Here is a 23011-nt window from a genome sequence, read left to right on the forward strand (position 1 = left end):
CGGGGCGGGCCCGCTTTCGCGTCCCCGGGCAGGGGACCGAGCCTTGAGAGGATCTGTTTGTGAGTGATGAGGCGGCGCCCGGGTTCGTGCGGGTGCGGATGGATCTGTCGTACGACGGCACCGAGTTCTCCGGCTGGGCCAAGCAGGCCGGGGGCCGCAGGACCGTGCAGGCGGAGATCGAGGACGCCCTGCGGACGGTGACCCGGTCGAAGGACACCACGTACGAGCTGACCGTGGCCGGGCGCACGGACGCGGGGGTGCACGCCCGCGGCCAGGTGGCCCACGTCGATCTGCCCGAGGCGCTGTGGGCCGAACACCAGGAGAAGCTGCTGAAGCGGCTGGCCGGACGGCTGCCCAAGGACGTGCGCATCTGGCGGCTGGCCGAGGCGCCCGCCGGGTTCAACGCCCGCTTCTCCGCGATCTGGCGACGCTACGCCTACCGGGTCACGGACAACCCCGGCGGTGTGGACCCGCTGCTGCGCAACCATGTCCTGTGGCACGACTGGCCGTTGGACGTCGACGCCATGAACGAGGCGGCCGGGCGGCTCCTCGGCGAGCACGACTTCGCCGCCTACTGCAAGAAGCGCGAGGGCGCGACGACGATCCGCACGCTCCAGGAACTGAGCCTGGTCCGCGGTCACGACGGGATCATCACGGCCACCGTCCGCGCCGACGCCTTCTGCCACAACATGGTGCGGTCGCTGATCGGGGCGCTGCTGTTCGTGGGGGACGGGCACCGCGGTGCCGACTGGCCCGGCAAGGTGCTGGCCGCGGGCGTACGGGACTCGGCCGTGCATGTCGTACGGCCGCACGGGCTGACGCTCGAAGAAGTGGGCTACCCCGCCGACGAGTTGCTGGCCGCGCGGAACAAGGAGGCCCGGAACAGGCGCACGCTGCCCGGGGCCCCGGAGTGCGAAGCCTGCTGACCGCCTGCGCCGTCACGCGGGGTGCTCCCTGCGGGTGCCGGTCCCGCGGAGCCGGTGGGACGGACCGGGGGCGTATCCCAAGTGGGCGCGCGGAAGTGGCAGTTGGCCGATGTGACGGTCCGTCGCTCCGGTCGGCCACAGAGGACCCGGCTTGTCATATGAACAGCCCTTTGGGGCGTTTCGGGTAAGCGTTCCATTATTTCGGGTCAAGTGCGGGCGTGTTCGATCGCGTCGCCCCGGAGCTCCGGGGGGCCCGTCCTAGATTTCCCGGCACATCGCCTCGATCCGTACGGGGCGGGCGGTCCGGGAGACCCGTATGAGTTCAGTGGAGGCCGCCCGTGTGGTGCGGCCGGGCGAGCGAGACCGGCAGACCCTCAGGGATCGGCCGGGCGCACCGGCGGCCCCCGGCCTGCTGCCGGTCCCGCCGTCGGACACCGAGAAGTACGCCTACGCCGGGCGCCGCCTGTGGATGCTGACCGGCGCCTCGCTGATCAGCGTCTGCTGCCTGGTGGTGAGCCAGTACCGACTGGCGTCCTCCACACCGTTGTTGTGGCTGTTCGCCCCGTTCCTGGCGTTCACTCTGCTCTACTACCTGATCTCGCTGCGGGTGAACCTGTTCAGCCGCGACTTCGACCTCGGACGGCACCGAAGACTCGTGGGCGACTGGCGCCCCGACACCCCTCCCACGGTCGACGTCTTCCTGCCGGTGTGCGGCGAGCCCATCGAGGTGCTGCACAACACCTGGACCCACGTGCGCGCGCTCGCCGACCACTACCCGGGCGCGTGCGAGCCGTTCGTCCTCGACGACTCGGCCAGTCCCGAACTGCGCGCGATGGCCGCCGACTTCGGCTTCCGCTACGCCACCCGCAGCAACCGCGGCTGGTTCAAGAAGGCCGGCAACCTGCACTTCGGCTTCGAACGCACCGACGGCACGTACATCCTCGTACTCGACGCCGACTTCGCCCCGCGCGCCGATCTGCTCGACGAACTGCTCCCGTACCTGGCGGCGGACGAACGGCTCGCCATCGTCCAGTCCCCGCAGTACTTCCGCGTCCTCGACGCACAGAACTGGATCGAGCGCGGGGCGGGGGCCGTCCAGGAGCTGTTCTACCGGGCCGTCCAGGTCTCCCGGCAGAGCCGGGACGGGGCGATCTGCGTCGGCAGCTGCGCCGTCTACCGGCGCGCCGCACTGGAGGAGAACGGCGGCACCACCCTCATCGAGCACTCGGAGGACGTGCACACCGGATTCGACCTGCGGCGGCTGGGCTGGGACCTGCGCTATGTGCCGGTCGCGCTGTCGGCGGGCGTCTGCCCCGACGACCCCGAGGCCTTCCTCAACCAGCAGTACCGCTGGTGCGCCGGCTCGATGAGCCTGCTCGGCAGTGCGAAGTTCTGGCAGGCCAGGCTGCGGACCGTCAGCCGGCTCTGCTACCTGTCGGGCTTCCTCTACTACATCCACACGGCCCTGTTCACCTTCGTGGCGCCCGTCGTGCCGATCCTGCTGCTGCTGGCGTTCCCGGACAAGCCCGTCGTCGCGAACCTCTGGCTGGTCCTGCCCGGTGTCCTCTACACCACGGTCGTGTTCCCGCTCTGGCACCGCGTCCCCTACCGCCTGGAGGCCTGGGCGGTCCGCATGATGTACGGCTGGGCGCACGCCTTCGCGATCTGGGACATCCTGCGCCGCCGGCGCATGGGCTGGCAGGCGACCGGCTCCGCCGCGGCGAAGCGGAGCGGGACCGGACGGCGCCGGGCCGGTGTCCTGCTGTGGGGCGGCGGCACCGCGCTGCTCTGGGTCGGTGCCGCCGCCTGGCGCACGCTCACCCTCGACCCCGCCGACTTCGCCCTCCTCTTGTCCTCCGGACTCTTCTACGCGCTGATCGTCGGAAGGGTCCTGCTGCCGCCCCGTGCGATGGGAGCCACCTGATGCGCGTCTCGCGCGCCACCGCCGCCCTGCTCGTGCCGCTCGCCGCCCTCGTGCTCGCGGTGACCGCCTGCGCCCCGGGCTCGACCGCCCACCGTGCCGGGGCCGCAGCGGCCCCCGAGGGGCTGCCCTACGACGTACGCCCGCTGCTCCAGCCCGCGAAGAAGTACATCGGGGTGTCCCGGCCCAAGGCGCCGACCTCCATGGATCCGGTGCACGACTGGACACAGATGGTCGGCAAGCAGCCGAACCTCATCGCGTACTACGCCGCCTGGCACGACGGGTTCGACGCGACGGGCGTGCGCAACGCCTGGAACTCCGGGGCGCTCACCGTCGTGTCCTGGGAGCCGCGGGACATCTCCCTCACCCAGGTCGCCGACGGGGTCTCCGACGACTACCTCCAGGAGTACGCCAAGGCGGTCCGCACCCTGAACATCCCGGTCGCGATCAGCTTCGCGGACGAGATGAACGGCGACTGGGAGGAGTGGGGGTCCACCGAGACCACGCCCCGGGAGTACGTCAGGGCCTGGCGGCACCTCCACGACGTCTTCGAGGACGCCGGCGCCACCAATGTGATCTGGACCTGGTCGCCGAACATCGTCGAACCGGGCACCCACAAGGACCTGAGTCCCTACTACCCGGGCGACAACTACGTCGACTGGGTCGGCCTGGTCGGGTACTTCACCGACTGGGACCCGCACTCCTTCGACGGCCTGTTCGGATCGACCCTGGCGGAGATCGACCGGTTCGGCCAGAAGCCGCGGCTCCTGCTGGAGACCGGCGCCATGCCCGGGCCGCACCGCAAGGAGCACGTACGGGCCCTCTTCGACGGCGTCAGCGCCTCCCGCGACATCATCGGGTTCGCCTGGTTCGACCACAAGGCGCGCGCCGACTGGCGGCTCGCCACGGACCCGGAGGGCGTCGCCGAGTTCCGGCGCCTGGCCGCGAACGACCTCTACGGCTTCGACGTGCGGAAGGCGAGATGACGTCGACGGACCGCGGACCGCGTGTCGTCTCCCCGGTCCCGGCCCAGCCCGGCGAGCAGCAGCCGTCGGGCTACCACCTCCCGAAGGTGCCGGAGGCGGCCTGGAGCATGGCGGGCAGCGCACGGCGCACCTGGGTCGGCCGGGCGGTCCTGCTGTGCGTCCTGGCGTTCCAGGCGGCGCTGTCGCTGCGGCTGGAGAACACGGCGTTCCAGGACGAGGCCCTGTACCTGACGGCCGGTCACGCAGAGCTGCGGCACCTGCTGCACGGCACCCCGCTGCCGATGGACTACGCCGCCTATTTCTCCGGTTCGCCGCAGCTGTACCCGGTGCCGGCGGCGATCGTGGACGGGTGGTTCGGACTGCCCGGCGCGCGGACGCTGAGCCTGCTCCTCATGCTGGGCACCACCGGGCTGCTGTACTCCTTCACCCGGCGGCTGTTCAACGAACGGGCCGCGCTGGCCGCCGCCGCGCTGTTCGCGGTGCTCCAGTCGACCGTCGTCATGGGGTACTTCGCCACCTACGACGCGCCCGCGCTGTTCCTTCTCGCGCTGGCCACCTGGATCGTGGTGCGCACCGACCGGGCGCCCGCCCACGCCGTACTGCTCGCCGCGCCCGTCGCGGCGCTCGCGGTCGGCGTGAAGTACGCGGCCGGCCTGTACCTGCCGACCCTCCTCGGTCTGGCGCTGCTCACGGCACGCCCGCACCGGGGCCGCCGGGCGCTCGTACGGCCCCTCCTCCTGCTGCTCGGCACCGGTGTCCTGCTCGCGGCCGCCGCGTACGGCGGCGACGTGATGGCCGGCGTCCGGCACACCACCACCGCCCGCGAGCACGGCACGGACGGCGCCGTCCATCTGCTGCGGCGGTCGGCCGAGTGGGGCGGCCTGGTGTTCCTCACCGCCGTCGGCGGAGCGATCGCGTACGCCCGGCAAGGCCGCATGCAGGAGTCACCGCTCGCGCGGCGGCTCGGCGGTCCGAGCCGTCGACGGCGGGCGATGCTGGGTCTGCTGCTGTGCGGCACGGCGCTGCTCGCCCCCGCCTACCAGATGCACCTGGGGACCGTGGTGTCGCTGTTCAAGCACATCGGGTTCGGTCTGCTCTTCGCGGCTCCGATGGCCGGCGTCGGCCTCACCCGGCTGATGGGCGCGCATGTGCGGCACCCGCATCTCGGCATCGCACTGTGGACGGCGACGCTGTGCCTGGGCATCGCGCAGGCGGACCGGCGCTTCGGCAACTGGCCCGACTCCTCCCTGATGATCCGGACCATCTCCGCCGACGTGAACGACAGGGGCCACTACCTCTGTTCGACGCCGGAGGTTCCCGCCTACTACCTGCGCGACAGGACCACGCGGCGCCAGTGGCAGAGCGTGTTCGGCCTGGTGTACACGGACCGGAACCACACCCGGCACACCGGCGACGACGCCTACCGGGCGGCGCTGCGCGACGGCGAGTTCGACCTGATCGTGCTCGACGGATCCACGAACCCGAGGGTGGACGCCGTCGTCACGGACGCGGTGCGCGGGAATCCGCACTACCGGCTGCTCGCCCACGTGCCCTTCCACGGCGCGGACGACACCGACGCGGACCGCCCCTCGCGCACCGCGCCGTCCGGCGAGGGCCGGGGCTACTACCGGATCTGGGTGAAGCGATGACCTCCCCGAGCGCCGCACTCGCCGGCCCGCCCCGGGACGCCGCGGCCGGCACCGCCGACGCGACCCGCGGCGCCGTGCGCGGGGGCCGGCGGGTTCCCCTGCTGGTGTCCGGGCCGCCCACCGTGCTCGCGCTGGCCGTCGTCCTGCCCGGCATCGGGCACCGCCAGTTGTGGCGCGACGAGCACGCGACCTGGTGGGCGTCGACACTCAGCTACCCCGACCTCGGCCGGCTGACCGGGCACATCGACGTCGTCCTCACACCGTTCTACGTCGTCATGCACCTGTGGACCGCTCTCGCGGGCACCTCGCCCGCCGCCCTGCGGCTGCCCGGGGCACTGGCCATGGCCGCGTCCGCCGGACTGCTCGCGCTGCTCGGGAGACAGTTGTCCGACGCGCGCACGGGGCTGGTGGCGGGCCTGCTGTTCGCCGTGCTGCCGACGGTGACGCGGTACGGGCAGGAAGCACGCCCCTACGCCTTCGCGGTGCTCTTCGCCCTGCTCGCCACCCTCGTCCTGCTGCGCGCTCTCGACCGGCCGAGCCTCGGGAGCTGGACGCTCTACACCCTGGCGGTCGCCCTGACCGGCTTCAGCCACCTGGTCGCGCTGAGCGTGCTGCCCGCCCATGCCGTCGCGGTCGTACGGGCCAGGCGCGCCGGCGACCCGATCGCGCACTGGGCGTTCGGGTGCGCGACGGTGCTCGGGACGTCCGCGGTGGTCCCGATGGCGACCGAGGGAGCCGGCCAGGTCCAGCAGATCGCCTGGAACAATCCGGTCCTGAGCGATCTGGGGGAGTACCCGGTGGAACTCCTCGGCTCGTGGTCCGCCGCCGTCGCGGTGATGACCCTCGGCGCCGTGGGGCTGCTGACCGCCGGACGCCAGGGAGCCGTGCCTAGCGTATGGGCGCTGCTGCCGCCCGTTCTGACCTTCGTCACCTCCGACCGGCTGCATCTCTTCCTGCCCCGGTACCTGCTGTTCACCGTCCCGGCCTGGCTGCTGCTCGCGGCGGCCGGTGCCGTCCGGTGCGCGGACGTGGTGACCGGCGCGGCACGGACGGGACGCAGGCGGCGGGTGACGGGCGCGCTGCTGCTGACCGGGGCCGTCGCCGGGTTCACCGTCCAGGTGTGGCCCGCGGTGCTGGCGGCACGTCAGGACCTGCCGGACGAGCCGGACTTCGCGGGCGCCGGGCGTGTGGTGCGGGCCGCTCAGCACCCGGGCGACGGCATCCTCTACAGCGGGGTGTTCGGGGAGCGCAAGGCCATGGCGTACGAGCTGCGCGGGGGCACCCGGCCCGACGACGTCCTGGCGCGGCGGACGGCCCGGCAGACCGGCTCGTACGCGGCCGTCGAGTGCGACGTGCCCGCCGACTGCCTGTCGGGCCGCCGGCGGCTGTGGCTGGTGTCGACCGGGCCGGGCGCCACCCGCACCCCCCTGCGGGCGAGCACGGCCGCGGTGCTGGAAGGGCGGTACACGGTGGTGCGCACCGAGCGGCTGCGCCATGTCACGGTGCAGCTGCTGGAGCGCCGTCGCTGACGCGGCCCGGTGTGCCGCACGCCGTCCCGCCTCCCGGCCTGCCGGGGTACCGAGGCGGCACGGGCTCTCGGTCAGTGCCCGGTGTGTCGCCCGCGCGGCGGGCCGGGGTGCGTCACTCGTTGGCCGCGGCGGAGGCCTGGGCCTCGCCGCGACGGCGGATCTGCCGGAAGGTGAACTCGCCGAGGTCGTTGCCGGTCGTGAAGACCTTGGTGTCCTTGGTCGTCACGTTCTTGCCGTCGGTGAACCCAGCGAGCGTGAAGTAGACGTAGCGGCCGTAGACGTTGGTGGTCGAGCGGCAGACGGCGGAGTCGCAGAAGGACTTGACGCCGTTTCCGGACAGCGAGGCGACGATGCTCTTCTTGTCCGCCTCGTGCCGGGCCTTGGCCGCCTCCGCCTCGGTGTCGAACACGGCCACGCCGACCGTCACCGCGACGCCGTCCTTGACGTAGGTGACGCGCAGCATGCGGGTGCAGTCGTTCTTGGTGAGGACCGCAGGGAGGGTGGCCTTCGCGGCCGAGGCGCACTTCTTGGTGTCGGCCGTCGGACCCTTGCGGTAGACGCGGTCGCCCATCGTGAGCTGCGTGCCCGGGAAGAGGATGTCCGGGCTGAGCGGGGCCGTGTCCTTCTTCGCGCTGGATATGAAGTCCTTCGGGTCCAGCGGCGGCGGGGCCGAGGTCGGCTCGAAGGACGGGGCGGGCGCGGTACTGGAGTTGGGGATGTCCGCGGTGGCCGGCAGGTTCGAAGGCTGGTTGGAGGCCTGGTCGTTGCCGTTCGCGGAGACGACGGCCACGGCGACGGCCGCGCCGACCGCGACGGTCGCGAGCGCTCCGCCGGCGATGAACAGCAGCCTGCGGCGCTTGTTCCGCGTTTCCGACGCCTCGGCGAGTGCCGCCCAGTCAGGAGTCCCGCCCGCGTTCTGACCGCTCCACTGAGGCTGCTGAGAACCCGGCTTCCAGGGATCCCAAGGGGCCTGTCCCTGCCCACCCTGCCCATAACTCATGCGCCGCATCTTAGACGTGCGCCGGGGGGTGCCGTTCCGCGTCACGGCGCACTTGAGCCCCTAGCGTGACCTGCATGAACACGGGCAAAAGTGACATCTGCGGGTGGTTGGTGCGGCCCGCGACCTGGCATATGTGGACAGTGCTGGCGTTCGCGCTGTGCGTCCCCGTCGTAAATGTCGCCCGAGCGAGCTCGGACGGCGGGATGGACAACGCGATCGTCGTGCGGGCGGCCCGGAGTTGGCTGCACGGCGGCTCGCCCTACGCCGACCCGCACTTCCTCTATCTGCCCGGCGCCGTCGTCGCCGCGGCGCCGCAGGCGCTCCTGCCGCAGGCCGCGCTGCGTGTGCTGGTCCCGCTGGCGGTGACCTGCCTGCTGGTGGCGGGCTGGGTCTGCGCCCTGCGCATCCACGGGACGTCGCCGCGCAGCCGCTTCGCCGTGCTCGGCCTCACCGCGCTCGCGCTGGGTTTCGCGCCCTTCGGTCACCTGGTGGCGCTCGGCAACTGGACCGTGACGGCGGCTGCCGCCCTTCCGCTGGGGCTGCTGTGCGCGGTGCGGGGGCGCTGGGTGGCGTCCGGGGTGGTGATCGGGATCGCGATCGCCCTGAAGCCGCTCCTCGCGCCGGTCGCGCTCCTCTTCCTCTTCGCGCGGCAGTGGCGGGGGCTGGCCGTCCTTGTGGCGCTGCCGGGCGCGGTCTCCGGCGCGGCGGCGCTGCTCATGCCCGACCCCGCGGGTTTCGTCACGCGGACGCTGCCCTTCCTGCTGCGGGGACACGACGCGTTCGTACGTCTGTACGAGGCGTCGCCGGCTGCGGTGCTGCCGCGGGCCGGGGTGCCCCGGCCGGTGGCCGTCGCGCTGGCCGCGTCGGCGGCGCTCGCCGGGTGCTGGTGCGCCCACCGGCGCTGGCGCCGCGACGACCCCGGGCCGCTGCGGCTCGTCGAGACCGCGGCCCTGCTGATGCTCTCCGCGTTCCTTGTGTCCCGCCCGTCGTACGACCACTACCTGCTGGTCGTGCTGCCGCTGCTGCTCGCGGGGCTGCCGCTGCCCGGCTCGGCGGCCCGCGGCCCCTGGTTCTGGCTGGCCCTGGTGCCGCAGGTGCCCGGCCTCGCCTGGCCCTGGCTGGAGCCGGTGACGCGGCGCGCCTTCCGGGACTGCCTTACCCTTTGTGTACTGGCTGCCGCCGTGGCGACGGCCCGGCGTCCCGCGCCGGGCGGATCTCCCACGGTGCCGCGGCCGGGGACGAACCTGCCCACGCGCGTTTTGACCCGTCCGGGCCGTCGCGGGTAGGCTTGCGGTTCGTTATGTGTATTGGCTTTCTCATTCTCACGTGAGGGGCCCTTACACCGGTCCACCGGGGCCGATGACCAGCGACCAGCACGCGGTATGCGTCACCGCAGTGCGGTCAGGGCTGTCGTGATCGTCCGTGGTGGCCTTGTCAGGACCCACTCACTGAAGAAGCGAAGGCTACGAACCGTGCGTACGTACAGCCCCAAGCCCGGCGACATCACTCGCCAGTGGCACGTCATCGACGCCCAGGACGTCGTCCTCGGCCGTCTGGCGACCACCGCCGCCAACCTCCTGCGGGGCAAGCACAAGCCGATCTTTGCCCCGCACGTCGACGCCGGTGACTTCGTCGTCATCATCAACGCCGACAAGGTGCACCTGTCCGGCAACAAGCGGACCCAGAAGATGGCGTACCGCCACTCCGGCTACCCGGGTGGTCTGCGCTCCGTCCGCTACGACGAGCTGCTGGACAAGAACCCCGAGAAGGCCATCGAGAAGGCCGTCAAGGGCATGCTCCCCAAGAACTCCCTGGGCCGTCAGATGCTCTCGAAGCTGAAGGTCTACTCGGGCGACCAGCACCCGCACGCTGCCCAGCAGCCGGTGCCGTTCGAGATCACCCAGGTCGCGCAGTAGTTCCGGCCACCCCCTAAGACGAAAAGAAATCTGAGGAGAATCGTGGCCGAGACCACCGTTGAGCAGCCGGTCGAAGAGACTGAGCTCGTCGACATCGACCAGTACACCACCGAGTCCGAGGTTCCCGTCGAGGGCGAGTACACCTCGGAGTCCATGGCCTCCCGCTTCGGCGACCCGCAGCCGGCCGCCGGCCTGGGCCGTCGCAAGAACGCCATTGCCCGCGTCCGGATCGTCCCGGGCACCGGCAAGTGGAAGATCAACGGCCGCACCCTTGAGGACTACTTCCCCAACAAGGTGCACCAGCAGGAAGTCAACGAGCCCTTCAAGGTGCTCGAGCTCGAGGGCCGTTACGACATCATCGCCCGCATCTCCGGCGGCGGCGTCTCCGGCCAGGCCGGCGCCCTGCGCCTCGGTGTCGCCCGTGCGCTGAACGAGGCCGACGTCGACAACAACCGCGGCGCCCTGAAGAAGGCCGGCTTCCTCAAGCGCGACGACCGTGCGGTCGAGCGCAAGAAGGCCGGTCTCAAGAAGGCCCGCAAGGCCCCGCAGTACAGCAAGCGTTAATCTTCGCTGCCTGCTCGTACTCGTAGTACGTCCGAACGCCCCGGCGGCACGCCACAGTGCCGCCGGGGCGTTCGTATATCACTAGCCTTGGGCGTATAACGGCACAAGGCGCTCAAAGGCTCATGTGATCGGATGACTTCCGAATTCTGAAGCTTCCTCAGGAGGACAAGTGGGACGACTCTTCGGCACGGACGGCGTGCGCGGTGTCGCCAACGCGGATCTGACGGCCGAGCTCGCGCTCGGGCTCTCCGTGGCGGCGGCGCACGTACTGGCCGAGGCGGGCACCTTTGAGGGCCACCGGCCGGTGGCGGTGGTCGGGCGGGACCCGCGCGCGTCCGGGGAGTTCCTGGAGGCCGCCGTGGTCGCGGGCCTGGCCAGCGCCGGCGTGGACGTCCTGCGCGTAGGAGTGCTGCCCACCCCCGCGGTGGCGTACCTCACCGGAGCGCTCGGCGCCGACCTCGGCGTCATGCTCTCCGCCAGCCACAACGCCATGCCCGACAACGGCATCAAGTTCTTCGCCCGCGGCGGCCACAAGCTCGCCGACGAGCTGGAGGACAAGATCGAGGCCGTCTACGAGGAGCACCGCACCGGCGCCCCCTGGGACCGGCCCACCGGTGCCGGCGTCGGACGGGTGAACTCCTACGACCAGGGCTTCGACCAGTACGTCGCCCACCTGATCGGTGTCCTCCCGAACCGTCTCGACGGTCTGAAGGTCGTCCTCGACGAGGCCCACGGCGCCGCCGCCCGGGTGTCGCCCGAGGCCTTCGCCCGCGCGGGCGCCGAGATCGTCACCATCGGCACGGAGCCGGACGGCCTGAACATCAACGACGGCTGCGGCTCCACCCACCTGGGCAAACTCCAGGCCGCCGTCGTCGAGCACGGCGCCGACCTCGGCATCGCGCACGACGGCGACGCCGACCGCTGCCTCGCCGTGGACCACACCGGCGCCGAGATCGACGGCGACCAGATCCTCGCCGTCCTCGCGCTGGCGATGCGCGAGCGGTCCGCGCTGCGCTCGGACACCGTCGTCGCCACGGTCATGTCGAACCTGGGCTTCAAGCTCGCCATGGAGCGCGAGGGCCTCACCCTCCTGCAGACCGCGGTCGGCGACCGCTACGTGCTGGAGGAGATGAAGCGGCACGGATACGCCCTCGGCGGCGAGCAGTCCGGACACGTCATCGTCCTCGACCACGCCACCACCGGCGACGGCACGCTGACCGGCCTGCTCCTCGCGGCCCGGGTCGCCCAGACGGGCCGTACGCTCCAGGACCTCGCCTCCGTCATGGAGCGGCTGCCGCAGGTGCTCATCAACGTGCCCGACGTCGACAAGTCGCGGGTGAAGACCTCGGCCGAGCTGTCCGCCGCGGTCGCCGACGCCGAACGCGAACTCGGCTCCACCGGACGGGTGCTGCTGCGTCCCTCCGGCACCGAGCCGCTGGTGCGGGTCATGGTCGAGGCCGCCGACATCGACCACGCCCGGTCGGTGGCCGGCCGGCTCGCCGACGCGGTGAAGTCGGCGCTCGGCTAGGAGGCCCTAGGAAGCCGCCACCGGGGACTCGCGGCCCTCGCGCTGCCTCGCCCAGAACCACTTCTGGGCGAGCAGGGTGAGGGCACCGGCCAGGACGATGCCCAGCAGGTTCAGCAGGAGCTGCTTGGCCGATCCCCAGGTCTGGCCCATGTCCCCGTAGCTCAGGGCCACGGCGGCGTTCGCGGCGGCCGGCACCGTGGTCACGGAGATCGCGACGCCGACCAGGGCGCCGGACTTCGCGGACGTCAGCGACAGCATGCCGGCGGCGCCCGCGAGCACCGCGACGACGAACGAGAACCAGTCGGGTGCGTAGATGAAGCCCGTGTTGGGCCGGTCCGCCTCCAGCTGCGCCTCGCTGAACAGGCCCACCGCGTCCATGAACAGGCTGAACAGCACCGTCGCCGCCATGGCTATCGCGAAGCCGGCGAGCAGCGCCGTCAGCGACCGCAGGGCGAGCCGCGCGTGCCGCTGCACGAGCGCGGTGCAGAAGCCGGCCAGCGGCCCGAACTCCGGGCCCACCGCCATCGCGCCCACGATCAATACCGCGTTGTCGAGGACCACACCGCAGGCCGCGATCATCGTGGCGATCGTGATGAAGGCGACGTACGTCACCGACAGCGTCGACTCCTCGTGCGTGGCGTCCTCGAGGTGCTCCCAGAGCACCGCGTCCGCCCCCTCGCCGGGTGCTTCCTCCTCGGCCTTGTCGGCACGCGTCGACAGGGACAGATCGATGTCCTCGACCGCGATGGAACCGGTGCTGTCGAGCCCCAGCTCCCGCAGGCCGCCGATGAGCGCGTCGCCCGCCTCGCGCGCGACGTCGCACATCACCACGTCGCCCGCCGGATTGCGGGCGGCGCCCGGCAGCACCACGACATGGGCGGTGCCGACCGTGCCCTCGATCAGGCGGACCACGTCGTCGGTCCGGTCGGCGGGTGTGATCAGACGCAGATGCAGCATGGCCGCAGCGTAGTGGTCACAGCTTGCGCAGGCTGAGCCGCTGCACCTTGTGGTCCGCGCCCTTGCGCACGACGAGGGTCGCCCGGCCACGGGTGGGGGCCACGTTCTCCACCAGGTTGGGCTTGTTGATGGTCCGCCAGGTCGTGCGGGCGTAGTCCAGCGCCTCCTCCTCGGAGACCTGCGTGTACTTGCGGAAGTACGACGACGGGTTCTGGAAGGCGGTGTCACGCAGCTTCGTGAAGCGGCTGAGGTACCAGTGCTCGATGTCCTCGGTGCGGGCGTCGACGTACACGCTGAAGTCGAAGTAGTCGGCGAGGCCGACGCGGGTGCGGCCGTCCTTGCCGGGCAGCGCGGGCTGGAGCACGTTCAGGCCCTCGACGATGAGGATGTCGGGGCGCCGGACCGTGAGTTTCCGGCCGGGCACGATGTCGTAGATCAGGTGCGAGTAGACGGGTGCCGTCACCTCGTCCTTGCCCGCCTTGATGTCCGCGACGAACCGGGTCAGGGCCCGGCGGTCGTAGGACTCGGGGAAACCTTTTCGCGACATCAGCCCGCGGGCCTCCAGCTCCTTGGTGGGGAGCAGGAAGCCGTCCGTGGTGACCAGTTCGACGCGCGGGTGCTCGGGCCAGCGGGAGAGCAGGGCCTGGAGCAGCCGGGCGACGGTGGACTTGCCGACGGCGACCGAACCGGCGACGCCTATGACGAACGGGGTGCCCGCCTGGGAGCCCGTCTCGCCGAGGAACGTGTTCAGGGCGCCTCTTAGCCCGTCCGTGGCGCCGACGTACAGATTGAGCAGTCTGGACAGCGGCAGATAGATGTCCCGCACTTCGTCGAGGTCGATGACATCGCCCAGGCCGCGCAGCTTCTCGACCTCCTCGGCGGTCAGCGGGAGCGGCGTCTTGTCACGCAGCGCGCTCCACTCGGCACGGGTGAGGTCGACGTAGGGAGTCGCCTCCGGCTTGGACCGGTGGGCGCTCCGCGGCGACGAGGAGACCGGAGAGATCACAGTCCATTGTTACGGGAGTATGGACGCGATGGAGGGTGGGGTCCGTCACGCGGGGTGACCCGGCCGCCCGGAACGGCGCCCTGCGGTCGTGCGAAAGGCGGCCGCAATTTCCGATATCGGGCACGGGATGCCGGGAACGGGCGGGCATGGGCCCGTACGCTGCCGCCATGTGCGGAATCGTGGGATACGTGGGGTCGCAGTCGGCGCTTGACGTGGTGATGGCCGGACTGAAGCGGCTGGAGTACCGGGGATACGACTCGGCGGGCGTCGCCGTGACATCGGACGGCGGGCTCGCCGCCGCGAAGAAGGCGGGCAAGCTCGTCAACCTGGAGAAGGAACTGGTCGACCGGCCGCTGCCGACCGGCACGACGGGCATCGGGCACACCCGCTGGGCCACGCACGGCGGTCCCACCGACGCCAACGCGCACCCGCACCTCGACAACGCGGGCCGCGTCGCCGTCGTCCACAACGGCATCATCGAGAACTTCGCCGCGCTCCGCGCCGAACTCGCCGAGCGCGGACACGAACTGGCCTCCGAGACCGACACGGAGGTCGTCGCCCACCTGCTCGCCGAGGAGTTCTCCTCCTGCGCCGACCTCGCGGAGGCCATGCGGCTGGTGTGCCTGCGCCTGGAGGGCGCGTTCACCCTCGTCGCGGTGCACGCCGACGAGCCCGACGTGGTCGTCGGGGCGCGCCGGAACTCGCCGCTCGTCGTCGGTGTCGGCGAGGGCGAGGCCTTCCTCGCCTCGGACGTCGCCGCGTTCATCGCCCACACCCGCTCCGCCGTCGAACTGGGCCAGGACCAGGTCGTGGAGCTGCGCCGCGACGGCGTCACCGTCACCGGCTTCGACGGCCGGCCCGCCGAAGTGCGCTCGTACCACGTGGACTGGGACGCCTCGGCCGCCGAGAAGGGCGGCTACGACTACTTCATGCTCAAGGAGATCGCCGAGCAGCCCAAGGCGGTCGCCGACACCCTGCTCGGGCGCATCGACACGGCCGGTTCGCTGACCCTGGACGAGGTGCGCATTCCCGCGGCGGTGCTGCGCGAGGTCGACAAGGTGGTCATCGTCGCGTGCGGCACCGCCTTCCACGCCGGGATGATCGCGAAGTACGCCATCGAGCACTGGACGCGCATCCCCTGCGAGGTCGAGCTGGCCAGCGAGTTCCGCTACCGCGACCCGATCCTCGCCCCGCGCACCCTCGTCATCGCCATCTCGCAGTCCGGCGAGACCATGGACACCCTGATGGCGCTGCGGCACGCCCGTGAGCAGGGCTCCAAGGTGCTGGCGATCTGCAACACCAACGGCTCGACGATTCCTCGCGAGTCGGACGCCGTGCTGTACACGCACGCCGGCCCCGAGGTCGCCGTCGCGTCCACCAAGGCGTTCCTGACGCAGCTCGTCGCCTGCTACCTGGTGGCGCTCTACCTCGGCCAGGTGCGGGGCACCAAGTGGGGCGACGAGATCCAGGCCGTCATCCGCGAGCTGTCCCGGATCTCCCGCGAGGTCGAGCGGGTCCTGGAGACCATGGAGCCGGTACGGGAACTCGCGCGCACCCTCGCCGAGAAGGACACCGTCCTCTTCCTGGGCCGCCACGTGGGCTACCCCGTCGCCCTCGAAGGCGCCCTCAAGCTGAAGGAACTGGCGTACATGCACGCCGAGGGCTTCGCGGCGGGCGAGCTCAAGCACGGGCCGATCGCGCTCATCGAGGAGGACATGCCGGTCGTGGTCGTGGTGCCGTCCCCGCGCGGGCGCTCGGTCCTGCACGACAAGATCGTGTCCAACATCCAGGAGATCCGGGCCCGCGGCGCCCGCACCATCGTCATCGCGGAGGAGGGCGACGAGGCGGTGGTCCCGTACGCGGACCATCTGATCCGCATCCCGGCCACCCCGACCCTGCTCCAGCCGCTGGTGTCCACGGTTCCCCTCCAGGTGTTCGCCTGCGAGCTGGCGACGGCCCGCGGGAACGAGGTGGACCAGCCGCGGAACCTCGCCAAGTCGGTGACGGTGGAGTGAGCGGGCCTCTGGCACGGCCCGCCCCTTTAGGGTGCGGGGCATGAGCATCATCGGGGTCGGTATCGACGTGGCCGAGATCGACCGGTTCCGGGCGGCGCTGGAACGCACGCCCGGACTGGCCGAACGGGTCTTTGTGGAACAGGAGTTGCACCTGCCGAGCGGCGAACGCAGGGGCATCGCCTCGCTGGCCGCCCGCTTCGCCGCCAAAGAGGCGCTCGCCAAGGCGCTGGGCGCCCCGGCCGGACTGCACTGGACCGACGCCGAGGTCTACGTCGAGTCCAGCGGACAGCCGCGCCTGCGGGTGAAGGGCACGGTGGCCGCCCGGGCGGCCGAACTCGGCGTGAGCTCGTGGCACGTGTCGCTGAGCCACGACGCCGGGGTGGCCTCGGCGGTGGTGGTGGCCGAGGGGTAGCCCGGCCCGGCGCGCGGGCCGCGCGGCGGGCGCCGGTGCGGGAGACTCGGCCTATGCGTACTGCGTACAGCGTGGAGACCGTGAGAACCGCCGAGCGGGAGCTGATGGCACGGCTGCCCGAGGGAGCGTTGATGCAACGCGCCGCCGCCGGACTGGCCGTGACGTGCGCGGAGTTGCTGGGGCGGGTGTACGGCAGCCGGGTGGTGCTGCTGATCGGCAGCGGCGACAACGGCGGCGACGCCCTGTACGCGGGGGCGCGCCTCGCCCGCCGCGGAGCGGGGGTCACGGCGGTGCTGCTCGCCCCCGACCGGACGCACCCCGGGGGACTGGCCGCGCTGCGCCGCGCGGGCGGTGCCGTGACATCGGGCGTCCCGGCCGACGGCTCCGGGGCCGCGCCGCGGGCCGTCGAGGAGCTCATCGGCCGGGCCGACCTCGTCGTCGACGGCATCGTGGGCATCGGCGGCAAGGGCGGACTGCGCCCCGACGCCGCACCGCTGGCCGCACTCCTGCGCGACTCCCGCGCGGTCGTCGTCGCCGTCGACCTGCCCAGCGGCGTCGAGGCGGACACCGGAGAGGTCCACGGCGAGGCCGTCCGCGCCGATCTGACGGTGACCTTCGGGACGCACAAGCCGGGGCTGCTCGTCGATCCGGCACGCGAGTACGCCGGTTCCGTACGCCTCGTCGACATCGGGCTCACGCTGCCCGCCGAGGCCGGACTGGAGGCGCTCCAGCACGCCGACGTCGCCGCGCGGCTGCCACTGCCGGGGGCGGCGAGCGACAAGTACCGGCGCGGTGTCGTCGGAATCGCCGCCGGGTCCGCGCGCTACCCCGGAGCGGCCGTCCTCGCCGTCTCCGGCGCACTGCGCGGCGGAGCGGGCGCCGTGCGGTACGTCGGGCCCGCCGCGGACGCCGTCATCGCCCGCTTCCCCGAGACGCTCGTGTCCGACGGGGGCCCCGCGCGGGCCGGACGGGTCCAGGCCTGGGTCGTGGGGCCCGGGGCGGGGGACGACGCGTCGGCGGTCGCCGAGGTGCTCGCCGCGGACGTGCCGGTACTGGTGGACGCGGACGGGCTGCGGCTCGCCGACCGTTCCGCCGTCCGCGCCCGCACCGCGCCCACGCTGATGACCCCGCACGCCGGGGAGGCCGCCGCGCTGCTCGGTGTCCCGCGCGAGACGGTCGAGGCCTCCCGGCTGTCCTCCGCGCGGGAGCTCGCCCGGCTGTACGGGGCGACGGTGCTGCTCAAGGGGGCGACCACGCTGGTCGCCGACGCGGACGGCGGGCCGGTGCGGGTGAACCCGACCGGGACGGCGTGGCTCGCCACCGCGGGGAGCGGTGACGTGCTGTCGGGCCTGGCCGGGTCGCTGCTCGCGGCCGGGCTGTCCCCGCTGGACGCGGGCAGCGTCGCCGCCTACCTCCACGGGCTCGCGGGGCGCTTCGCCGCGGACGGCGCGCCCGCCGGCGCCCACGACGTGGCCGAGGCCCTCCCGGAGGCGTGGCGCGACGTCCGCGCCTGAGAGGGCGGTGCCGCCGGGCCCTTGCGGGGGCTCCCCGCCTTCGGCGCCCGCGCCGGGGAGCGTCGTGCGTGCGGGGCGTGCGGGGTTTCCCGGGTCTTCGGGGTTCGCGCGCGGAGGCGTTGCGTTCGCGGGGCCTTGCGGGGGCCCGCCGCCTTCGGTGCCCGCGCCGGGGGGCGTTGCGCGTGCGGGGGGCGTGGGGTTTCCCGGGTCTTCGGGGTTCGCGCGGGGAGGCGTTGCGTTCGCGGGGGCCGTCCGGGATTTCGCCGGTCTTCGGCATCCGCGCCGGGGAGGCGCCGCGCCCCGGGGGCCCGCGTGAGGGCCTTCCGGTCTTCGGGGCCGCGGTCGAGAGGGCGTCGCGGCCGAGGACCCGTGCGCGGTTCCTCCTCCCTCCGGGTCTGAGAGCACGCCGTGCCCGTGAGGCGCCTGTGCGGGGTCTTTCCGGTTTCGGCGTCCGGGGCTGAGCGTACGTCGTGCCCGCGTGGCCCGCGCGGGGCCTTCCCGGTCCTCGGTGTCCGCGTCCGGGAGTGCGGCGGGCCGGTGCGGGCCTTGTGGCGTTCGTGGAGCGGTGTTGACCGGATCGGGGGACCCGGTCCGCGCGGCGCGCCCGCCCGCGCGGGCCCGTTGCGTTCGCTGATCGCATGATGAGCGGACGAATGACGCGCCGCGGCGCCGCGGTGCTGCTGGCCACACTGGTCGCCCTGCCCGCGGGCCCGGCGGCGGCGGAGCCGGGCCCCGTGGCCCCCGGCCCGGGGTCCGACCACACTGTCGCGGGTGCCGCCGCGGCGTGCACCGAGCAGACGGGCCCCTACCAGCGGCGGGTGGAGCGCGGGCTCGGCCTGAAGGCGGACGGAAAGCAGTCGCCCGCCGACTGCCGGGCCATCCGCGCGTTCCAGAAGCGGTACGCGATCAAACCGGACGTCGGCTTCGCGGGACCCGTCACCTGGACCCGGATCCGACAGCTCGCCGGCCTGAGGAACCCGAACGTGGCGGGCAAGTGCCCGGTGCGCTCGTACCGCGTCGCCTGCGTGGACCTGACCCGTCAGCTCTCCTGGGTGCAGAAGGGGACAACGGTGCTGTGGGGCCCGGTGTCGATGCGCAGCGGTCGGGCCGGCCACCGGACCCGCACCGGCTGGTTCACGGTCTACTGGAAGCACGAGAACCACTGGTCGACGCTGTACAACACCCCCATGCAGTACAGCCAGTTCTTCAGCGGGGGACAGGCCTTCCACGCCATCCGGGGCAGCGTCCACGACCCCGACGGCTCGTGGGGCTGCGTCAATCTCCGGCTCGCGGACGCCCGCAAGCTGTGGGACGTCCTGAAGAAGGGCGACCGTGTGTACGTGTGGGGCCGCAGGCCGGGGACCTGATGAGGAGCCGCCGGACGGGCGCCGGCGACACCGGCGCCGAAGGGCCGTCCGACCCCTCTGAGACACTGGGGGCGCGATGAACGAGACAGCACCCCTGCGCGCCCGTGCCGAGATCGACCTGGCCGCCCTGCGTGCCAACGTACGGACCCTGCGTGCCCACGCGCCGTCCGCGGCCCTGATGGCCGTGGTCAAGTCCGACGCGTACGGCCACGGGGCGGTGCCCTGTGCCCGCGCGGCGCGCGAGGCGGGCGCCACCTGGCTGGGCACCGCCACGCCCGAGGAGGCCCTCGCTCTGCGGGAGGCCGGACTGCCCGGACGCATCATGTGCTGGCTCTGGACACCGGGCGGCCCCTGGGAGCGTGCCGTCGAGGCCGACCTCGACGTCTCCGTCAGCGGCATGTGGGCCCTGCGGGAGGTCGTGGAGGCGGCCGGACGCGTCGGCAGACCGGCCCGCGTCCAGCTCAAGGCCGACACCGGCCTCGGGCGCAACGGCTGCCAGCCAGCCGACTGGCCGGAACTGGTCGACCACGCCCTTCAGGCGCAGGCCCGGGGACTCGTCGAGGTCACCGGTCTCTGGTCGCACCTCGCCTGCGCGGACGAGCCGGGCCACCCCTCCATCGAGGCCCAACTCACCCTGTTCCGCGAGATGGTGGCGTACGCCGAGCAGCGGGGCGCCCGCCCCGAGGTGCGGCACATCGCCAACTCGCCCGCCACGCTGACGATTCCCGACAGCCATTTCGACCTGGTTCGCACCGGGATCGCGGTGTACGGCGTCTCGCCGAGCCCGGAGCTCGGCACACCGGCCGACTTCGGGCTGCGTCCGGTGATGACGCTGAGCGCGTCGCTCGCGCTGGTCAAGCACGTCCCGGCGGGGCACGGCGTGAGCTACGGACACCACTACACGACACCCGGCGACACCACCCTCGGCCTGGTGCCCGTGGGCTACGCGGACGGCATCCCGCGGCACGCCTCCGGCACCGGACCGGTCCTGGTCGGCGGCAAGTGGCGCACGGTGGCGGGCCGGGTCGCCATGGACCAGTTCGTCGTCGACCTCGGCGGGGACGAGCCCGAGCCCGGTGCGGAGGCGGTCCTGTTCGGTCCCGGCGACCGCGGCGAGCCGACCGCCGAGGACTGGGCCCGCGCGGCGGGCACGATCGCCTACGAAATCGTCACCCGGATCGGAACCCGCGTTCCCCGCGTCTACGTGAATGTGAACGAGGAACGAGACGGGTAGCAGGACGGGTGACACGGGCGGCCGGGCACGCGCCGGACCCCGGCGGCCATGAGCGGCGCGGCCATGAGCGGCGCGGCGGGCGGACGGCCGGGAGCGCAGGCCCGGGAGCCCGGAGCGAACAGCACGTGGCGCAAGGCCGAGAGCCCAGAGCGAAGAGGAGCTGGACGTGAGCGAGAGCAGCGCGGGGGCCGTCGCGAGTGCGGCCTCGGCCGCCGCCTCCGCCGGGAACTGGCGCAAGGCCGGTGTCGCCGGTGCCGCGATAGGTGTCGTGGCCGCGGGCGCCGCCGCCGGAGTCGCCATAGAGCGGCTCACTGTCGGCCGCAGCATGCGCAGGAAGGCCCGCCTCGCGCTCGACTCGGCGGGTCCGTACGGCGCGCTGCGCGGCACCCCCGGCAAGGCGTACGCCGACGACGGCACCGAGCTCTACTACGAGGTCGACGACGCCGAGCCGGAGGCCCCGCTCGCCCCGCGCCGTCGCCGGCTCTTCGGCCGCAAGGCCCCGGCGCCCGTCACCGTCGTCTTCAGCCACGGCTACTGCCTCAACCAGGACTCCTGGCACTTCCAGCGCGCCGCCCTGCGAGGTGTCGTACGGACCGTGCACTGGGACCAGCGCAGCCACGGACGGTCCGGGCGGGGTGCCGCCCAGCTGGAGGAGCGCACCCCGGTCACCATCGACCAGCTCGGCCGCGACCTGAAGGCCGTCATCGACGCGGCCGTCCCCGAGGGCCCGATCGTGCTCGTCGGGCACTCCATGGGCGGCATGACCGTCATGGCCCTCGCCGACCAGTACCCCGAGCTGGTCCGCGACCGGGTCGTCGCCGTCGCCCTGGTGGGCACGTCGTCGGGACGGCTCGGAGAGGTCAACTTCGGTCTGCCGCTCGCCGGCGTCAACGCCGTACGGCGGGTGCTGCCGGGAGTACTGCGCGCGCTCGGGCAGCAGGCCGCGCTGGTGGAGCGGGGACGGCGGGCGACGGCCGACCTGTTCGCCGGGGTGATCAAGCGGTACTCGTTCGCGGGCCGGGACGTCGATCCCGCCGTGGAGCGCTTCGCGGAGCGGATGATCGAGAGCACCCCGATCGACGTGGTCGCCGAGTTCTACCCGGCGTTCACCGACCACGACAAGACCGAGGCGCTCGCCCGCTTCACCGACCTGCCCGTCCTCGTCCTCGCCGGGGTCAAGGACCTGGTGACGCCGAGCGAGCACAGCGAGGCCATCGCCGATCTGCTGCCGGACGCCGAGCTGGTCCTCGTGCCCGACGCGGGGCACCTGGTGATGCTGGAGCACCCCGAGGTCGTCATAGACCGCCTTGCCGACCTGCTGATGCGCGCGGGTGCCGTCCCGGCAGGGGCTACCGTGGGTGGCTATGGAAGCACCAGCAGCACCGCACAACCCGGCTGAGCCCGCGCAGCACGGAGTCAGCGTGCAGATCACCGTCAGCTCCCCCGAACAGATGCAGGAGCTGGGCCGCCGGCTCGCCAAGCTGCTGCGCCCGGGTGACCTCGTGATGCTCAACGGCGAGCTCGGCGCGGGCAAGACCACGCTGACCCGCGGTCTCGGTGAGGGGCTCGGCGTCCGGGGCGCGGTCACCTCCCCGACGTTCGTCATCGCGCGCGTCCACCCGTCGCTGGGCGGCGGACCCCCGCTCCTGCACGTGGACGCGTACCGCCTCGGCGGCGGGCTCGACGAGATGGAGGACCTCGACCTCGACGTCTCGCTGTCCGACTCGGTGATCGTCGTGGAGTGGGGCGAGGGCAAGGTCGAGGAGCTGACGGACGAGCGTCTGCACGTCGTCATCCACCGCGCCGTCGGCGATACCACCGACGAGGTCCGGCACGTCACGGTGACGGGCCTGGGCGACCGCTGGGCGCCGGTGGACCTGAGCGTGCTCGCGTCCTGACGGCCGCGCCCTGCGGCTCTGCTCGATCCGCCCCGCGACGGCATCGGTCCCGGTGAACGTTCCGACAAGACGTCGGCAAGATATTGCGTTCGGTGTCCCGGGCATGGTGACATGGAGCAAGACCGTAGTTAGGGCTACCTAACCACGCTTGCCGCCGAAGCCCCAGGAGGCGTCCATGTCGGCTTCAGAACGTGACGTGCCGGCTCAGCCGCGCGGGGTGGCCGGGGTGTCGATGCGGGACCTGCTGGCGTCGTGCGCCGCGGCCGAGGCGGTGTCCCGCCCGCCGAGGGAGCCGGAGCCGCTCCCCGAGGTCCCGGTGACCGGACAGCCCCGCAAGGCCGCTTGACGTCCCACGAACGGGTTGTTCTGCAGGGCCCTTCGCCGGAGCCGGCCGACGCCCCACGACGGGCGGCGCGGTGCGACCGTGACGGCCCTCGGGCGGGCCGCTGGACCGCGGGCAGGGAGCGACCGGGCCGGTGGACGGTCGGACGGCGCGCGACCGGGCCCGTGGACGGCAGGCGGTGACCGGCAGGCGGTGACCGGCAGGCGGTAACTGGCAGGTGGTCCGCGAACCGGTCGTGCGGTCCGC

Annotated in this window: 20 protein-coding genes; 17 read left to right on the forward strand and 3 right to left on the reverse strand. The window is 72.6% G+C overall.

Annotated features, from left to right (window positions below; all coding sequences use genetic code 11):
* Nucleotides 1-59 precede the first annotated feature (59 nt).
* From truA to ACSYGO_RS27725, 5 genes are all read left to right on the forward strand, one after another.
* Nucleotides 60-926 carry a tRNA pseudouridine(38-40) synthase TruA gene (truA, locus tag ACSYGO_RS27705; RefSeq protein ID WP_426677478.1) on the forward strand — a complete coding sequence of 289 codons (867 nt, stop codon included), beginning with the start codon at nt 60-62 and terminating at the stop codon, nt 924-926.
* Nucleotides 927-1242: 316 nt separating this feature from the next.
* Nucleotides 1243-2850, forward strand: a complete 1608-nt coding sequence (locus tag ACSYGO_RS27710) for a glycosyltransferase family 2 protein (protein WP_426677477.1) — start codon at nt 1243-1245, stop codon at nt 2848-2850.
* Entirely contained in the window at nt 2850-3833 is a 984-nt protein-coding gene (locus ACSYGO_RS27715; protein ID WP_460388036.1) for a glycoside hydrolase family 26 protein, read from the forward strand. Before ACSYGO_RS27710 ends, ACSYGO_RS27715 begins: the two co-directional genes overlap by 1 nt.
* Complete coding sequence (locus ACSYGO_RS27720) at nt 3830-5482, forward strand: glycosyltransferase family 39 protein (protein ID WP_460388038.1); 1653 nt, start codon at nt 3830-3832, stop codon at nt 5480-5482. Before ACSYGO_RS27715 ends, ACSYGO_RS27720 begins: the two co-directional genes overlap by 4 nt.
* Entirely contained in the window at nt 5479-7011 is a 1533-nt protein-coding gene (locus ACSYGO_RS27725) for a glycosyltransferase family 39 protein (RefSeq protein ID WP_460388040.1), read from the forward strand. Before ACSYGO_RS27720 ends, ACSYGO_RS27725 begins: the two co-directional genes overlap by 4 nt.
* Before the next feature lie 112 nt (nt 7012-7123).
* Here the strand turns inward: ACSYGO_RS27725 and ACSYGO_RS27730 are convergent, their stop codons facing one another.
* Nucleotides 7124-8011 carry a hypothetical protein gene (locus ACSYGO_RS27730; protein ID WP_460388042.1) on the reverse strand — a complete coding sequence of 296 codons (888 nt, stop codon included), beginning with the start codon at nt 8009-8011 and terminating at the stop codon, nt 7124-7126.
* A 74-nt stretch (nt 8012-8085) separates the two neighbouring features.
* Between ACSYGO_RS27730 and ACSYGO_RS27735 the strand changes: the two genes are divergently transcribed.
* The 4 genes from ACSYGO_RS27735 to glmM all read left to right on the forward strand — a co-directional run bounded on the left by ACSYGO_RS27735 (nt 8086) and on the right by glmM (nt 12019).
* A complete protein-coding gene (locus ACSYGO_RS27735) occupies nt 8086-9297 on the forward strand; it encodes a glycosyltransferase family 87 protein (protein ID WP_426677472.1) in 1212 nt (403 codons plus the stop codon).
* A 186-nt stretch (nt 9298-9483) separates the two neighbouring features.
* Nucleotides 9484-9927 carry a 50S ribosomal protein L13 gene (rplM, locus tag ACSYGO_RS27740; protein WP_359494287.1) on the forward strand — a complete coding sequence of 148 codons (444 nt, stop codon included), beginning with the start codon at nt 9484-9486 and terminating at the stop codon, nt 9925-9927.
* Nucleotides 9928-9969: 42 nt separating this feature from the next.
* Nucleotides 9970-10491, forward strand: a complete 522-nt coding sequence (gene rpsI / locus ACSYGO_RS27745) for a 30S ribosomal protein S9 (RefSeq protein WP_426677471.1) — start codon at nt 9970-9972, stop codon at nt 10489-10491.
* Between the two features lie 169 nt (nt 10492-10660).
* Nucleotides 10661-12019 carry a phosphoglucosamine mutase gene (gene glmM / locus ACSYGO_RS27750; RefSeq protein ID WP_426677470.1) on the forward strand — a complete coding sequence of 453 codons (1359 nt, stop codon included), beginning with the start codon at nt 10661-10663 and terminating at the stop codon, nt 12017-12019.
* Between the two features lie 6 nt (nt 12020-12025).
* On the opposite strand, the gene ACSYGO_RS27755 is transcribed toward glmM, so the two are convergent.
* The gene (locus ACSYGO_RS27755; protein WP_426677469.1) at nt 12026-12976 is read right to left on the reverse strand and encodes a DUF389 domain-containing protein; all 951 of its coding nucleotides are present in this window, start codon (nt 12974-12976) and stop codon (nt 12026-12028) included.
* 16 nt (nt 12977-12992) lie between these two features.
* On the reverse strand, nt 12993-13982 hold the full coding sequence (gene coaA, locus ACSYGO_RS27760; RefSeq protein ID WP_426677468.1) for a type I pantothenate kinase: 990 nt from the start codon (nt 13980-13982) through the stop codon (nt 12993-12995).
* A gap of 167 nt (nt 13983-14149) precedes the next feature.
* Between coaA and glmS the strand changes: the two genes are divergently transcribed.
* The 8 genes from glmS to ACSYGO_RS27800 all read left to right on the forward strand — a co-directional run bounded on the left by glmS (nt 14150) and on the right by ACSYGO_RS27800 (nt 22768).
* Entirely contained in the window at nt 14150-15997 is a 1848-nt protein-coding gene (gene glmS / locus ACSYGO_RS27765; protein ID WP_426677467.1) for a glutamine--fructose-6-phosphate transaminase (isomerizing), read from the forward strand.
* A gap of 40 nt (nt 15998-16037) precedes the next feature.
* Complete coding sequence (locus tag ACSYGO_RS27770) at nt 16038-16409, forward strand: holo-ACP synthase (protein WP_426677466.1); 372 nt, start codon at nt 16038-16040, stop codon at nt 16407-16409.
* A 53-nt stretch (nt 16410-16462) separates the two neighbouring features.
* Complete coding sequence (locus tag ACSYGO_RS27775) at nt 16463-17923, forward strand: NAD(P)H-hydrate dehydratase (protein WP_432174877.1); 1461 nt, start codon at nt 16463-16465, stop codon at nt 17921-17923.
* 638 nt (nt 17924-18561) lie between these two features.
* Entirely contained in the window at nt 18562-19290 is a 729-nt protein-coding gene (locus tag ACSYGO_RS27780) for a L,D-transpeptidase family protein (protein WP_460388046.1), read from the forward strand.
* 76 nt (nt 19291-19366) lie between these two features.
* Nucleotides 19367-20524 (forward strand): alanine racemase, encoded by a 1158-nt coding sequence (alr, locus tag ACSYGO_RS27785; protein ID WP_426677463.1) that lies wholly within the window; start codon nt 19367-19369, stop codon nt 20522-20524.
* 166 nt (nt 20525-20690) lie between these two features.
* Nucleotides 20691-21923, forward strand: coding sequence for an alpha/beta fold hydrolase (locus ACSYGO_RS27790; protein ID WP_432174875.1), 1233 nt, complete (start codon nt 20691-20693; stop codon nt 21921-21923).
* A complete protein-coding gene (gene tsaE / locus ACSYGO_RS27795) occupies nt 21889-22422 on the forward strand; it encodes a tRNA (adenosine(37)-N6)-threonylcarbamoyltransferase complex ATPase subunit type 1 TsaE (protein ID WP_460388048.1) in 534 nt (177 codons plus the stop codon). Before ACSYGO_RS27790 ends, tsaE begins: the two co-directional genes overlap by 35 nt.
* A gap of 175 nt (nt 22423-22597) precedes the next feature.
* Nucleotides 22598-22768: a hypothetical protein gene (locus ACSYGO_RS27800; protein WP_179332536.1), complete on the forward strand. Its 171-nt coding sequence runs from the start codon at nt 22598-22600 to the stop codon at nt 22766-22768.
* Nucleotides 22769-23011 lie beyond the last annotated feature (243 nt).

The sequence above is a fragment of the Streptomyces krungchingensis genome (assembly GCF_054729265.1).

What these genes read in the sequence shown, in the direction of transcription:
- ACSYGO_RS27710 (WP_426677477.1), top strand. Translation starts at nt 1,243, where the DNA reads ATGAGTTCAGTGGAGGCCGCCCGTGTGGTGCGGCCGGGCGAGCGAGAC.
- ACSYGO_RS27715 (WP_460388036.1), top strand. Translation starts at nt 2,850, where the DNA reads ATGCGCGTCTCGCGCGCCACCGCCGCCCTGCTCGTGCCGCTCGCCGCC.
- ACSYGO_RS27720 (WP_460388038.1), top strand. Translation starts at nt 3,830, where the DNA reads ATGACGTCGACGGACCGCGGACCGCGTGTCGTCTCCCCGGTCCCGGCC.
- ACSYGO_RS27725 (WP_460388040.1), top strand. Translation starts at nt 5,479, where the DNA reads ATGACCTCCCCGAGCGCCGCACTCGCCGGCCCGCCCCGGGACGCCGCG.
- ACSYGO_RS27730 (WP_460388042.1), bottom strand. Translation starts at nt 8,011, where the DNA reads ATGAGTTATGGGCAGGGTGGGCAGGGACAGGCCCCTTGGGATCCCTGG.
- ACSYGO_RS27735 (WP_426677472.1), top strand. Translation starts at nt 8,086, where the DNA reads ATGAACACGGGCAAAAGTGACATCTGCGGGTGGTTGGTGCGGCCCGCG.
- ACSYGO_RS27755 (WP_426677469.1), bottom strand. Translation starts at nt 12,976, where the DNA reads ATGCTGCATCTGCGTCTGATCACACCCGCCGACCGGACCGACGACGTG.
- glmS (WP_426677467.1), top strand. Translation starts at nt 14,150, where the DNA reads ATGTGCGGAATCGTGGGATACGTGGGGTCGCAGTCGGCGCTTGACGTG.
- ACSYGO_RS27770 (WP_426677466.1), top strand. Translation starts at nt 16,038, where the DNA reads ATGAGCATCATCGGGGTCGGTATCGACGTGGCCGAGATCGACCGGTTC.
- ACSYGO_RS27775 (WP_432174877.1), top strand. Translation starts at nt 16,463, where the DNA reads ATGCGTACTGCGTACAGCGTGGAGACCGTGAGAACCGCCGAGCGGGAG.
- ACSYGO_RS27780 (WP_460388046.1), top strand. Translation starts at nt 18,562, where the DNA reads ATGATGAGCGGACGAATGACGCGCCGCGGCGCCGCGGTGCTGCTGGCC.
- alr (WP_426677463.1), top strand. Translation starts at nt 19,367, where the DNA reads ATGAACGAGACAGCACCCCTGCGCGCCCGTGCCGAGATCGACCTGGCC.
- tsaE (WP_460388048.1), top strand. Translation starts at nt 21,889, where the DNA reads ATGGAAGCACCAGCAGCACCGCACAACCCGGCTGAGCCCGCGCAGCAC.
- ACSYGO_RS27800 (WP_179332536.1), top strand. Translation starts at nt 22,598, where the DNA reads ATGTCGGCTTCAGAACGTGACGTGCCGGCTCAGCCGCGCGGGGTGGCC.